Raw genomic sequence first — 12,995 nt, 5'->3', positions numbered from 1 at the left:
AAAAGCGTCTACAAAACGAACTGGATTATCTGGTAAAATCATGTCTTCTAAACTTGAAAAGACCATCTGATTGCGCGGTATTCCTGTGATGTGTTGCATCATTAAATATACAACTTTTCTTCCTTTTATATTGTATTAAGTGTTATATTTGAAAGAAATAAACGGAAGTTTTTTCACAGACTGACGTTGATAGCAATCTAAAATCAGGATCACGAGGTAAGGAATGGACCGTTGTAAATAAGGAAAACCAAACTAACTTTAGTTTCCTTACAGTGCTGTACCCTTATGATAATTTTGACCGACGAATAAACGAAGGCAACAAATCACCTGAACTATCTGGCTGGAAACAAAACAACTGTCCGTTTAAAGCAACTGGTGACCAACTGACTAGTCTTTCAAAAGATAAAAAAGCATTTTTATTTAATGTCAAAACCGTCAACATAGACAAAACTACTGTAGCATTCTCAACCCTGACTGATGTTTATATCGTACAAGAGGAAGACACAATTACCATATATGGACTAGGAATCACTGCTATTTCTATGACTATAAAAGGCAAAACAAACAATACAATACTTTTAAAACCAGGTACCAAATCTGTACTTAGTACAAAGTTGAAAAAATAGCTACATAGGCATTAAAACCTTTCAAAATATAGTGCTAAAGCGCAAAAAATAAGTTTACATAAATCACATTCACACCCCAAAAAACCATTAAGAAATTAAGTTTCATTAAGCTAAATGAACTTAATTTCTCAATGGATTTTTACTTTAAATAATGTTAATAATTCTTTTTTACCATACTCCATTTTAAAAAAAAGCAATTTGCACAATTGAAGTCACAAAATTGGTCTTAAACTTTTTTGCCATTTAGCTCAAAAAAAACCTCATTTCAAATTAGAAATCTTGGATTATTTATAAGAACTTTGTTGACTTTTTTAGGCGAAAGCCCAAAAAAACCTTAAATTTTTAAAAATAAATAATTTATCATCAACTCGATGAAGAAAAAAATAGAGATACTCGCTCCTGCCAAAGATTTAATACATGGAATGGCAGCCATCAATAGTGGTGCTGATGCAGTTTACATCGGAGCACCTTTGTACGGTGCACGCTCAAATGCAACAAACTCTATAGAGGATGTAGCCGCTTTAGTAAAATATGCGCATTTGTATCATGCCCAAGTGTTCGTAGTAATCAATACCATTCTGTATGACAATGAGCTGGAGAATTGCCGTAAAATGATTTATCAATTGTATGATATTGGCGTTGATGCCTTGATTGTCCAAGACATGGCGATCATGGAAATGGACTTACCTCCAATAGTAATTCATGCGAGTACTCAAGCCAATAACCGTGATGCTGATAAGATTAAATTCTTGAAAGATGCTGGAATCAAGCGTGTGGTATTGGCTCGTGAACTAAACTTACATCAAATAAAAGAAATTAGCGCCGCTAGTGATGTCGAACTAGAATTTTTTGTTACCGGAGCACTTTGCGTGTCCTTTAGCGGAAACTGTTATATGAGTGTTGCTAATGGTGAACGCTCTGCTAACCGTGGATCCTGTGCTCAAAACTGTCGTTTGCCCTACAACTTGATTGATGGTAACGGCGACACTCTAATCAAAAACACTCACTTACTTTCTATTAAAGATTTTGACGTATCCGATCAGATTCCTAATTTAGTAGAAGCTGGAGTTATATCGTTTAAAATTGAAGGACGACTAAAGGATATTGTTTATGTAAAAAATAATGTTTCGTACTTGCGTCAAAAACTAGATGCCTTTTTAGAAGGAAGCGACAAATACACCAAAGCCTCTTCAGGAACCTGCACATTTTCATTCGACTCGGCTTTGAATAAAAGTTTCAACCGTGGCTATACTGACTATTTTGTAAACGGAAGAGATGCTGCAATTGGTTCTTGGGAAAGCCCAAAATCAAAAGGTCAATACATTGGTAAGCTGATTAAGACCATTGGAAATGCTTACCAAATTGAAAACGGAGAATTGCTAAACAACGGTGATGGCCTATGCTTTATAAATGAACAAAACGAAGCCGAAGGAATCTACGTAAACAAAGCTGAAAACGGTTTGGCATACCCAAACGTTTTTAAAGAAATTAAAGCAGGTACTTTTATCTATAGAAACAATGATGCCGCTTTTATTAAACTAGTAGAACGTGAAGACAGTGCTATTCGTAAAATTACTACAACATTATTATTAACTGAAAATGAAACTGGCTTCGAGTTAATCGCTACTGACGAAGATGGTTATATGAGTACCGTAAAATTGGACACCCCGAAAGAGGAAACAAAAACGGGACTTTCTATGGAAGAGAACATTAAAACCCAATTGGCGAAAACTGGCTTCACTCCATATAAAGCGGAGGAAATTAACGTGATGTTTACCAAAAACTGGTTTATGCCAATTTCAAAAATCAACGAGATGCGCAGAATGGTTTTCGAACAACTAACTGAAATTCGATTGGCCAATTACTACCGTGAAGAGCATCAAATTGTAAAAACATCCCACCCATATCCTGAAACTAAGTTGGATTTCATGCACAATGTCGCCAACAAAACAGCACGGAAATTTTACGAAAGGCATGGCGTTACCGAAATCGAACAAGCATTTGAATTGCAATGGGACCCCGGAAAATCGCGCGTGATGACCACCAAATACTGCATTAAATATGAACTAGGCAAATGCCCAATTCACCAGAAAGCAACCATGGGAGAAAAACTAAAAGAACCTTTAGTTTTAAAACAAGGAGAACTAGAATACAAACTGAAATTCAATTGTAAACCTTGCGAAATGGAAATTTGGGAAAAAGATGCCGAATTTGAAATTGAAGAAGACCAATATCATTAAAATACAAAACCGATGCTTTTAAAAAGGGCATCGGTTGTATTGATTAAATTTGGAAGTGACCGAAAGGATCAGGCTTTCCGTTGCAATCTTTTTATTCCTTCCGCTAACGCTACAGTAATAAAAAGGATTTCCACTTCAATCCCTCACGCGGCAAACCGTTCGTTATTTTATTCTAAAGCTTTAATAAATTGTTCCATTTCTTTTTTAGTTCCAATGGTAATTCTTGACCATTCCCCCTTTTCTTCGTAGATTTTTGTACCTATAATGTTGTTCATTTTTAATTGCTCAAAAAAATCTTTAGTATAATTAGCCAATGAAAAATAGACAAAATTAGAATGAGAAGGAATGCATTGTATTTTTAACCGTTCCAGTTCTTTGATTGTATATTCTCTTGTGTTTTTATTTCGCATATAAGTTTCCAACACGAATTTTTCGTCGCTAATCGATGCCAAAGCACCCGAAACTGATACGACACTTATACTTCCATTATTCCAAGATTGTAGTTGACTGATTTTTTCAATAGTACTTGAGTTTGCAATTCCATATCCAATTCTTGCTCCAGCCAATCCATACATTTTAGAAAATGTTTTAGCAATAATTAAGTTTTTATTCTCTGTCACTAAATTCACAAGTGATTCTTGGTTTGTAAAATCAATATAAGCTTCGTCAACTAAAACAATTACTTTCTTAGTTGCTTCATTAATAAAATTCACCAGTGCTACTCTTTCACAAATTGTCCCTGTTGGATTATTGGGATTACAGATATAAATCATTCTTGTGTCGGGTTGGATTGCGTTTAACATTGCCGACAAATCATGAGTCTTATCTTCGGTCAATGGAACTGTGATTTTTGTAAGCCCTAATTTTTCTACTGCTTCTGTCCAATAATTATATGTTGGGTCTGCCAAAATAAAACTACCCTTATTTACAGCACAATAGCGGGCTACTAAATCTAAAATTTCTGTTGAGCCGGCACCTAAAAGTATATTTTCGGCAGCGAGATTATCTTTTTTAGCAATTTTTGAAATTAAGTCCGATACTGAATCCCAATTATAACGATTACTACTATTTATGCTTTTTGCCATCGCATTTCTTGCTAAGTCCGATGGACCGTACGGATTTTCATTTGACCGTAAATAAATTGGAATCAAATTAGCTTCTTCCTTAATTAGAATTTCTTCCTTTGAAACAGCAAAACTTTCTAATGGAATAATTCCTAAACTGACAATCCCTAAACTTGTCTGTTTCAACCAATTTCTTCGACTACCCATACTATTTTTATTAAACGTTAAAACACAGCATTTTACTTTATCTCAATATGTCGAATAGTTTTAAAATATGTTACAGTTTTTGCTTATATCATACTTCACTAACTGCAACTATTTCTTGAGTTTTCGATACAAAATACATTTTTAACCAACCTCAACCATTAAGAAATTAAGTTACATTAAGCGAAAAGCAACTTAATTTCTTAATAGTTTTTTACTTTCATTTTTAATAGTTTTGTTTCTAAAAAGCTCCATTTTTAACAAAAATAATTTGCGAATTTGCGGTCACAAAAAAGCAATTCAGTATTTTTACATTTCAAATTAGACTTCAAAAAATGAAAATACTATTGCTAGGCTCAGGTGAATTAGGAAAAGAATTTGTAATCGCAGCGCAACGCATCGGGCAAACCGTAATTGCCGTTGACAGTTATGAAAACGCACCCGCTATGCAAGTAGCTCATGGATTTGAAGTTATCAATATGCTTGATGGTATTGAACTGGATCGAATTGTGGCCAAACACCAACCTGATTTTATTGTTCCCGAAATTGAAGCCATTCGTACCGAACGTTTCTATGATTATGAGAAACAAGGAATCACAGTGGTTCCATCGGCAAAGGCAGCCAACTTTACGATGAATCGTAAAGCAATTCGGGATTTAGCCTCCAAAGAATTAGGATTAAAAACCGCGAATTACCGTTACGCCACCACTGCCGAAGAATTACAAAAAGGAGTCGAAGCAGTAGGAATGCCATGTGTGGTAAAACCCTTGATGTCGTCATCAGGAAAAGGGCAATCGACAATAAAAACAACAGCAGATATTGAAAAAGCATGGAACTATGCCGTAGAAGGTTCTCGTGGTGATGTGGTGGAAGTAATTGTGGAAGCTTTTGTCAAATTCAACTCCGAGATTACCTTATTAACCGTTACACAAAATAACAATCCTACTTTATTTTGCGCACCTATAGGCCACCGTCAAGAACGTGGTGATTATCAAGAAAGCTGGCAACCTGCCAGAATCTCCGACAAGGATTTATACGAAGCCCAAGACATGGCCGAAAAAGTAACCGAAGCCCTTGGTGGTGCCGGACTTTTTGGAGTCGAATTTTTCCTTGCAGATGATGGAGTTTATTTCTCTGAACTGTCTCCTCGTCCGCATGATACAGGTATGGTTACACTTGCAGGAACGCAAAATTTCAATGAATTCGAATTGCATTTACGTGCGATATTAAGTTTACCTATTTTCGAAATAACATTAGAAAAATCTGGAGCTAGTGCCGTAGTTTTAGCATCCGAAAACAGTACAAAACCAACATACATGGGACTTGAAAAAATTGCCGCTTTACCAAAAACTGATTTTAGAATCTTTGGAAAACCAAGCTCTCGCCCATACAGAAGAATGGCGGTTGCATTAACAAACGACACTTTAGAAACACCGATTGAAGAAATAGTTGATCGCGCAAAGCAAGCAGCCGCATTGATAGAAGTTCATTACTAATTTAAGAAAAACAAAAAACATTCGATACTCTCCGTAACTATGTGAATAGTAATACAACTATTCAAATCTTTAAATAGTTAGTAATTCTATGATTCTATGTGGTTTAATTACTGTTTAGAAAGTCGAAATTCCTTGGGAGTCATCAAAGTATTTTTCTTAAACAAACGTACAAAATAAGAGTAATCATCGTAACCTAACTTTGTTGCAACTTCATTTATCGTTAAGTTTTTATTCATCAGCATTCGTTTTGCTTCCAGAATGATGCGTTCTGTAATTACTTGCGTAGTAGTTTTCTGTAAGGTTTCATTGCAAATTCGATTGAGGTGTTTTAAACTAATATTTAAACCATCTGCATAAAAAGAGGCCGCTTTTTGCTCAATAAACTTGGCTTCTACTAATTGTGCAAATTGCTTTATTTTAGTTGTATACAAATGCACTTCAGGAACTACCAACGCATCGTATTTTCGAGCCAATTCGATGTGAATTATATCCAGTAAATTCAAAATTTTATCCTGCTTAAATGTTTGATTTTTGAGACTTTCATCCAGCATCATTTTAAACAATGGTTCTAGTGATACTATTTCTTCAATTGACAATACAATCTCTGACTTTGTATGCACCGAAAAATAAAACGGAAAGCTATCAATGTCTTTTTGTCCAAAATACAGATTATACATTTCCTTAGAATAAAAGACTACATAACCATCCACGTCCTGAGACAAACTCCAATGATGCATTTGCCCTGGTTGCAAAACAAAAACACTACCCGCCTGCACAGTGAATTTATCAAAATCTACCTCGTGAATCCCTGAACCAGCTGTAAAAAAGGCTAATACATAAAAATCATGACGATGCGGCTCTTCAACAAAACTATAGGTGACTAAATGATTCTTGAACGTATTAATATAAAAATCACTATTGACTGAATTGCAATTGAAACGCTGGATGTTGTAAATAGGGTATTTTTTCATTTTACAAAATGTCTTTTTTGTGCTATCAATAGCGAATATATAAAATAGCCAGACGAGAACAGTACAATACCTTTGAAAAATAATAAATAAAAAAAAAGATGGCAAATACACTAGTTCACATTTTAAACAATGAATGCCCACATTGTCACGAAGGCAAGGTTTTTAACGAGAAAAACATTTTTTTTAATATCGGATTTCCCAAAATGAATAAAAACTGTTCACATTGTCAAAATAAATTTGAAAAAGAACCAGGCTATTTTTTTGGAGCCATGTATGTTAATTATGGCTTAACAGTTGCACAATCTATAGCTACATTTGTTATTGCGCAATTTTTCTTTCTTAAAGCGTTCGACTTGCGTATAATTGCTATTATTGCTTTTGTAATTATCGCAATGGCTCCTTTTAACATCAGGTTTTCACGATTATTATGGATTTATATGTTTAAAAATTACTCCATATAACGCAATACAAGGGGTTTAAACAAGTGCAAAAATTAGAATTACTATTCTCGTCTCCTAAATAAAAGCACTACTTTCGTAGGACTAAATATCTTGCCATGAAAAAATTAATTTTACCATTTGTGCTCTTGATCAGTATTACTTTGACTGCACAAGAAAAAAAAGAAGCTCCTAAAACTCAAATTGTAGAAGCATCTTGTGGGCAATGTCAGTTTGGGATGGAAGGACATGGATGTGAATTAGCAGTACGTATTGATGGAAAAAGCTACTTCGTAGACGGTACATCGATTGATTCTCACGGTGATGCACACGCTAATGACGGTTTTTGCGCTTCCATTAGAAAAGCAGCTGTTGTAGGTGAAATAAAAAACAATCGTTTTGTTGTTTCTGCATTTAAACTCCTTCCCGAAGAAAAAAAATAATGTCTTTGATTCTTCAAAATATTGCAAAACACATAGCACTCACAACTGCAGAGCAAGAATTGTTTTTATCTAAAATTGAAGTACATCATTTTGATGCTAAAACTATTTTATTACATTCTGGAGAAGTTTGCAAGTATTCTTACTTCGTCAATTCGGGGATTTTACGGAGTTTTAACATCAATGACAACATTGTAGAACACGTACTTAACTTTGCATGTGCAGGCTATTGGATAGGCGACATGTATAGCTTAATTACTCAAAAACCAGGGAATCTTTTTATCGAAGTATTAGAAGACGCTGAACTGGCGCTTCTTTCGAAAGAAAATCAAGAAATTCTGTATACCGAAATTCCTAAACTAGAACGTTTTTTCAGGATCTTAACCGAAAACTCACTGGTTGTCAATCAAGAACGACTGATGGACAACTTAAGTCTATCTGCCGAAGAGCGATTTGAAAAATTTTGCTCAAAATACCCTACTCTTATTCAAAAAGTTCCTCAAAAACAAATTGCCTCGTACATTGGAGTTACTCCTGAATTTTTTAGCAAAATGAAAAGCAAAATATTGCATCGATAACTTTTTGGATAGTGTACGTTTCATTGCGTGCGTGAGGGATAGTAGTGGAGCTCTTTATTGTATGGCTTTTTTTTGCCATATAATAAAAGCGGGAACGAATAGCCCGGCCCGCAGGGACACGCCCAAATTATATATTTTAGATTATTAAAAGGTGATTTGTTATTTCTTAATCTAGGTTAAGTGCCCTATCTGTCTTATCGATGTAAATTTGTACAACAATAACCACTAAAAACATACGATTATGAAAACGACCGTTTTATACAAAGCAGCTACTAGAGGACACGCCGATCATGGATGGCTTAATGCATACCATACCTTTAGTTTTGCACGATATTACAATGCAGATAGAAATCAGTTTGGTGTGCTTCGTGTTTTAAACGATGATACCGTTGCGGCTGGAATGGGTTTTGGCACACACCCGCATGACAACATGGAAATTATCACTATTCCGCTTGAAGGCGATCTCGCCCACAAGGATAGTATGGGAAATGAATCGACTATAAAAACGGGCGATGTGCAGGTAATGAGCGCCGGAACGGGCATACAGCACAGTGAATTCAATCCCAATGCCGACAAACGAACTCAATTATTCCAAATTTGGTTGTTTCCTAAAGTGCAAAATGTGACGCCTCGATACCAACAAATTACATTGGACGCGAGCAAACAAAAGAATGATTTTGCACAAATATTATCTCCAAATTCTGAGGACGAAGGCGTTTGGATTCATCAAGACGCTTGGTTTCATTTGGCTGATTTTGATGCTGGCTTTTCTAAAACATACCACTTAAAAAAAACTGAAAATGGCCTGTACCTGATGGTAATCTCAGGAACTATAACTGTGGATGGACAAGAGCTAGCTACTCGCGATGGATTGGGAATTACTGATTTTGACAGTTTAGAAATAAAAGCCACGACAGATGCAAAATTCTTATTGATGGAAGTACCAATGAAACAATAATTGAATCTACAAAACTGCATCGTTAAACAAGTAGTAATGCAGTTTTAAAAACAAAAAGGCCGAATCCATTTCTACATGAATTCTGCCTTTTTTCACTACAAATAATAAACCAAAATTATTTATTTTTCAAATTGATGTTTTCAAAAGTAGAAACATCAATTACTTCCTCTGTGTCAATATCAAATGAAATAGTGACTGTATCTCCAATCAACGTAATAGGCAACTGACTCGATATTTGCGAGGAGCCTACGAAGATATTTGGGTAATCTTTTACTTTGAAATAATAAAAACTATTTCCGTTTTTCACATCGTTTTGGATTCGAGTAACCACTGAGGTTATTGTTTTTTTATTAGCAACTGCGCCGGGATTTATCTTATTATCGGCCATGTTATACACGTTTTTAAACGATGTCAAAGCTTCACGCATGGTATTCCCAACTCCTACAATAGTATAATCAGAAATGGCAACCATGGCAAACATTTTAACTAATCCTCCCTTATCCTTCAACGTCATCACATAGGTAGGAATATTGTTGATGTTATAAGGAATAGGCAATGAAGCTTGATACCCTTTCTCTTGCACTTTTCCTTGAGCCGAACTTTGAGCAGCATATTCTGTGGCGCCACCTTGCTTGTAAAAAGTAGTCTCTTTAGTTCTTGTATCGACTAAAACAAAACCCACAGCCGACTCATCTTTCCCTACAGAAGTTAACCCTGTGTACCAATACGATTTATTGTCATTCCCATAAACGAGTGTTAAGCCTTCGGTAATTTGAAGTTTATTAGCATTCGAAAAATTCCAATACCCATTTACATATTCTCCCCAGTCGTTTAACTGTTCTTCAATAAAACTAATAGGTTGGATTCTATCTACCCATTTAGGCGTAGATGCAATTGAATGCTCTTTGATTTCGCCTGTTTGTGCATTTATTAAAATGGCTCCAACAGCCTCATTCCCACCAAAACCAATTCGTTTTTCATACTGAGTAACCACCCAAAAAGGAATCCCTTCATCATTAATTTCGAAAGTATAATCGGCTAATCCAACGGTATTGAATCCATTAAAATACAAATGCCTTGCTATATTAGACTGAAAATACGCCGCTGGTTGGTATTTTATTCTAATCGGTTTTTCGTTTATCGTTTGAACCAAACGCACATCTCGTTCATTAGTAGCCGAAACCATCACGTAACCCGCAGTTCCTTCTTGATTATTCATCCACTTAAAAAATCCCGAATGCAATAAAGGAGCTACCCAGTACAATTCATTTTTCACTTTTTGGATACAAAATTCGCCTAGCTCTACTTGACTACCCAAGGCTGGTTGTGAACCTAAAATTTTCTCGCCTAATAAATGTGCTAAATCCTCATCGACTACTCTAATTTTATCTATAGCAATTGGAGCAATGTGGTTTGAAATTTTCGAACCATTATTGACCTTCCCAATTAATTTTTGATACGAATCGCTTCTAAAAACAGGAAGACTTGTCGCTATCGGAAAACCAATGACATATGCTAGCAATACTAAAATGATTATAAATAAAAATTTTTTAGGTCTAGTAGCTACAATTAATTGTTTTGTTTTTGGAGAAACTGCTAATCCTGAAGAGAGCACAATATAGAAAAAAGTTAAGAATAACAACAAGATTGGCAAACCCAAGAAACCATAGCTGATAACCGGTAATTGAGTATAAAATAGAAGAAAACCAACCAAAAGGAAAAATAAAAAGACGAATACTTTTTTCATGAAAACAAAATATTTAGTACAGTATAAGTCTCATAATAAGGATTTTGTTACATGCAAATCGATTTATTTTAAAGAAAAAATCATTTGAAATCGCAATATCTTAAAAAAGAGTATTTTTGTAACCGATTTAAGCATTAAATCTTCACATTTTCAATCTTTAAATTAAACAAATGAAAGCATACGTATTTCCAGGACAAGGCGCTCAATTCACAGGAATGGGAAAAGATTTATATGAAAACTCCCCTTTAGCCAAAGAATTATTTGAGAAAGCAAATGAAATTTTAGGTTTCCGCATCACAGACATCATGTTTGAAGGAACAGCCGAAGCATTGAAAGAAACGAAGGTTACACAACCAGCGGTTTTTTTACATTCGGTTATATTAGCTAAAACTTTAGGCGCTGACTTTAAGCCAGAAATGGTAGCGGGACATTCATTAGGCGAATTCTCTGCCTTAGTTGCAAACGGTACTTTATCATTTGAAGACGGTTTAAAATTAGTTTCACAAAGAGCATTAGCCATGCAAAAAGCATGCGAAATTAAACCTTCTACAATGGCTGCTGTTCTAGGACTTGCAGATAATGTAGTTGAAGAAGTTTGCGCTGCTATTGATGGTGTTGTAGTGGCTGCTAATTACAACTGTCCTGGGCAATTAGTGATTTCAGGTGAAACAACTGCTGTTGAAGCCGCTTGTATTGCAATGAAAGAAGCTGGAGCAAAAAGAGCGTTGTTATTACCGGTAGGTGGTGCATTTCACTCGCCAATGATGGAACCAGCAAGAGAAGAACTAGCTGCTGCTATTGAAGCAACTACTTTCTCAACTCCTATTTGTCCCGTTTATCAAAATGTAACAGCTGCAGCCGTTTCAGACGCTAATGAAATCAAGAAAAACTTAATTATTCAATTGACCGCTCCAGTAAAATGGACACAATCAGTACAGCAAATGATCGCTGATGGCGCTACTTTATTTACTGAAGTAGGACCAGGTAAAGTACTAGCTGGTTTAATTGGAAAAATCGATAAAGAGGCCGCTACTGCAAATGCATAAGTATCTTTTTTCAAAGTTTACAATTGTCTATAAATTAAAAAATCCCAAACTATCAAAATGATAATTTGGGATTTTTTTTATAAATATAATGTATCTTCAATAGCAACTAGCTTCTTACTTTTTGTTCCCATTTCCAAGCGCTTGCCATTGCCTCCTCTAAAGTTGATTGTGCCTTCCAGCCTAAAACAGTATTGGCTTTATCGGTATTCGCATAAGCTTCTGTAATATCACCTTCTCTTCGTCCTACCAATTTATACGGTAATTTTTGTCCGTTAACTTTTTCAAATGCTTGAATCACTTCTAAAACCGAACTTCCCGTTCCTGTGCCTAGATTGAAAGTTTCTACTTTTTCGAGGTTCTTTTTATCCAATAATCGTTTTAAAGCAATAACATGGGCTTTCGCCAAATCAACTACATGAATATAATCACGTACCGCAGTTCCGTCGGAAGTAGGATAATCATCGCCATAAACTGAAAGTTCTTTTCTCAATCCCATTCCCGTCTGTGTAATAAACGGCACTAAATTTTGAGGAACTCCTAATGGCAACTCCCCTATTTCAGCTGAAGGATGTGATCCTATCGGGTTAAAATAACGCAATAAAATAGCATTGATATTCGTAACCTTAGCAGTATCTGTGATAATTTCTTCTCCTATTTGCTTCGTGTTTCCGTAGGGAGACATCGCTGTTTGTATTGGAGCATTTTCAGTAATTGGCATTTTTTCGGCCTGACCATAAACCGTACATGACGAACTAAAGATAAAACTAGCGGCCTCTTTTTTCTGTAATTCTTGCAAAAGATAGACTAGCGCATTGATATTATTTTCATAATACAACAAAGGATTCTCAACACTTTCTCCCACTGCTTTTGAAGCTGCAAAATGTATCACTCCGGCAATGTCTTGATTTCTGCTAAAAAAATCTTGAACATTATTTTTAACTCTTAAATCTAATTTTTCAAAAACAGGAACTTTACCCGTGATGTTTTTAATCCCGTCTAAAACTGTCATTGATGTATTAGACAAATCATCTACAATAACCACTTCAAAACCTTGGTTCTGGAGTTCTACAACAGTATGTGAACCTATAAATCCTAATCCTCCTGTTACAAGTATTTTCATTTTTTATATTTATTTAAATACTAACCAACTTTATCTCGTTTTATGTTATGAAAAAGACGCGATCAATC

The 12,995-nt window shown here is 35.2% G+C and carries 12 protein-coding genes; 8 read left to right on the top strand and 4 right to left on the bottom strand.

All coding sequences use genetic code 11. The annotated features are described in order from the left end of the window. Nucleotides 1-272: 272 nt before the first annotated feature. Both H8R24_RS04780 and H8R24_RS04775 read left to right on the top strand, forming a co-directional pair. Nucleotides 273-626 (top strand): hypothetical protein, encoded by a 354-nt coding sequence (locus H8R24_RS04780; protein ID WP_187017419.1) that lies wholly within the window; start codon nucleotides 273-275, stop codon nucleotides 624-626. Between the two features lie 371 nt (nucleotides 627-997). Beyond that, the gene (locus H8R24_RS04775; protein WP_187017418.1) at nucleotides 998-2,866 is read left to right on the top strand and encodes a peptidase U32 family protein; all 1,869 of its coding nucleotides are present in this window, start codon (nucleotides 998-1,000) and stop codon (nucleotides 2,864-2,866) included. Between the two features lie 167 nt (nucleotides 2,867-3,033). Here the strand turns inward: H8R24_RS04775 and H8R24_RS04770 are convergent, their stop codons facing one another. Beyond that, nucleotides 3,034-4,137 (bottom strand): pyridoxal phosphate-dependent aminotransferase, encoded by a 1,104-nt coding sequence (locus tag H8R24_RS04770; protein WP_187017417.1) that lies wholly within the window; start codon nucleotides 4,135-4,137, stop codon nucleotides 3,034-3,036. A 317-nt stretch (nucleotides 4,138-4,454) separates the two neighbouring features. Here H8R24_RS04770 and purT point away from each other — a divergent pair, with 317 nt between their 5' ends. Continuing rightward, on the top strand, nucleotides 4,455-5,630 hold the full coding sequence (purT, locus tag H8R24_RS04765) for a formate-dependent phosphoribosylglycinamide formyltransferase (protein ID WP_317172565.1): 1,176 nt from the start codon (nucleotides 4,455-4,457) through the stop codon (nucleotides 5,628-5,630). Between the two features lie 107 nt (nucleotides 5,631-5,737). Here the strand turns inward: purT and H8R24_RS04760 are convergent, their stop codons facing one another. Then, complete coding sequence (locus tag H8R24_RS04760; protein WP_187017415.1) at nucleotides 5,738-6,601, bottom strand: helix-turn-helix domain-containing protein; 864 nt, start codon at nucleotides 6,599-6,601, stop codon at nucleotides 5,738-5,740. Between the two features lie 98 nt (nucleotides 6,602-6,699). On the opposite strand from H8R24_RS04760, the gene H8R24_RS04755 reads away from it, so the two are divergent. The 4 genes from H8R24_RS04755 to H8R24_RS04740 all read left to right on the top strand — a co-directional run bounded on the left by H8R24_RS04755 (nucleotide 6,700) and on the right by H8R24_RS04740 (nucleotide 9,014). After that, nucleotides 6,700-7,062: a DUF983 domain-containing protein gene (locus H8R24_RS04755; protein WP_187017414.1), complete on the top strand. Its 363-nt coding sequence runs from the start codon at nucleotides 6,700-6,702 to the stop codon at nucleotides 7,060-7,062. Between the two features lie 95 nt (nucleotides 7,063-7,157). Then, nucleotides 7,158-7,481, top strand: a complete 324-nt coding sequence (locus H8R24_RS04750) for a DUF6370 family protein (protein WP_187017413.1) — start codon at nucleotides 7,158-7,160, stop codon at nucleotides 7,479-7,481. Next, nucleotides 7,481-8,056, top strand: coding sequence for a Crp/Fnr family transcriptional regulator (locus tag H8R24_RS04745; RefSeq protein WP_187017412.1), 576 nt, complete (start codon nucleotides 7,481-7,483; stop codon nucleotides 8,054-8,056). Before H8R24_RS04750 ends, H8R24_RS04745 begins: the two co-directional genes overlap by 1 nt. Before the next feature lie 241 nt (nucleotides 8,057-8,297). After that, nucleotides 8,298-9,014, top strand: coding sequence for a pirin family protein (locus tag H8R24_RS04740; RefSeq protein ID WP_187017411.1), 717 nt, complete (start codon nucleotides 8,298-8,300; stop codon nucleotides 9,012-9,014). 115 nt (nucleotides 9,015-9,129) lie between these two features. On the opposite strand, the gene H8R24_RS04735 is transcribed toward H8R24_RS04740, so the two are convergent. After that, nucleotides 9,130-10,761, bottom strand: a complete 1,632-nt coding sequence (locus H8R24_RS04735; RefSeq protein ID WP_187017410.1) for a hypothetical protein — start codon at nucleotides 10,759-10,761, stop codon at nucleotides 9,130-9,132. Between the two features lie 170 nt (nucleotides 10,762-10,931). Here H8R24_RS04735 and fabD point away from each other — a divergent pair, with 170 nt between their 5' ends. Beyond that, complete coding sequence (gene fabD / locus H8R24_RS04730; RefSeq protein WP_187017409.1) at nucleotides 10,932-11,807, top strand: ACP S-malonyltransferase; 876 nt, start codon at nucleotides 10,932-10,934, stop codon at nucleotides 11,805-11,807. A 106-nt stretch (nucleotides 11,808-11,913) separates the two neighbouring features. On the opposite strand, the gene galE is transcribed toward fabD, so the two are convergent. Continuing rightward, nucleotides 11,914-12,927 carry a UDP-glucose 4-epimerase GalE gene (galE, locus tag H8R24_RS04725; protein ID WP_187017408.1) on the bottom strand — a complete coding sequence of 338 codons (1,014 nt, stop codon included), beginning with the start codon at nucleotides 12,925-12,927 and terminating at the stop codon, nucleotides 11,914-11,916. Nucleotides 12,928-12,995 lie beyond the last annotated feature (68 nt).

Source organism: Flavobacterium muglaense, from assembly GCF_014305155.1.
Taxonomy (GTDB): domain Bacteria; phylum Bacteroidota; class Bacteroidia; order Flavobacteriales; family Flavobacteriaceae; genus Flavobacterium; species Flavobacterium muglaense.
This window is presented reverse-complemented; position numbering and strand designations above follow the sequence as displayed.

Coding starts and splice junctions, on each gene's coding strand:
- H8R24_RS04760 (WP_187017415.1), bottom strand. CDS start 6,601: ATGAAAAAATACCCTATTTACAACATCCAGCGTTTCAATTGCAATTCA.
- H8R24_RS04775 (WP_187017418.1), top strand. CDS start 998: ATGAAGAAAAAAATAGAGATACTCGCTCCTGCCAAAGATTTAATACAT.
- galE (WP_187017408.1), bottom strand. CDS start 12,927: ATGAAAATACTTGTAACAGGAGGATTAGGATTTATAGGTTCACATACT.
- H8R24_RS04755 (WP_187017414.1), top strand. CDS start 6,700: ATGGCAAATACACTAGTTCACATTTTAAACAATGAATGCCCACATTGT.
- H8R24_RS04750 (WP_187017413.1), top strand. CDS start 7,158: ATGAAAAAATTAATTTTACCATTTGTGCTCTTGATCAGTATTACTTTG.
- H8R24_RS04770 (WP_187017417.1), bottom strand. CDS start 4,137: ATGGGTAGTCGAAGAAATTGGTTGAAACAGACAAGTTTAGGGATTGTC.
- H8R24_RS04740 (WP_187017411.1), top strand. CDS start 8,298: ATGAAAACGACCGTTTTATACAAAGCAGCTACTAGAGGACACGCCGAT.
- H8R24_RS04735 (WP_187017410.1), bottom strand. CDS start 10,761: ATGAAAAAAGTATTCGTCTTTTTATTTTTCCTTTTGGTTGGTTTTCTT.
- H8R24_RS04745 (WP_187017412.1), top strand. CDS start 7,481: ATGTCTTTGATTCTTCAAAATATTGCAAAACACATAGCACTCACAACT.
- fabD (WP_187017409.1), top strand. CDS start 10,932: ATGAAAGCATACGTATTTCCAGGACAAGGCGCTCAATTCACAGGAATG.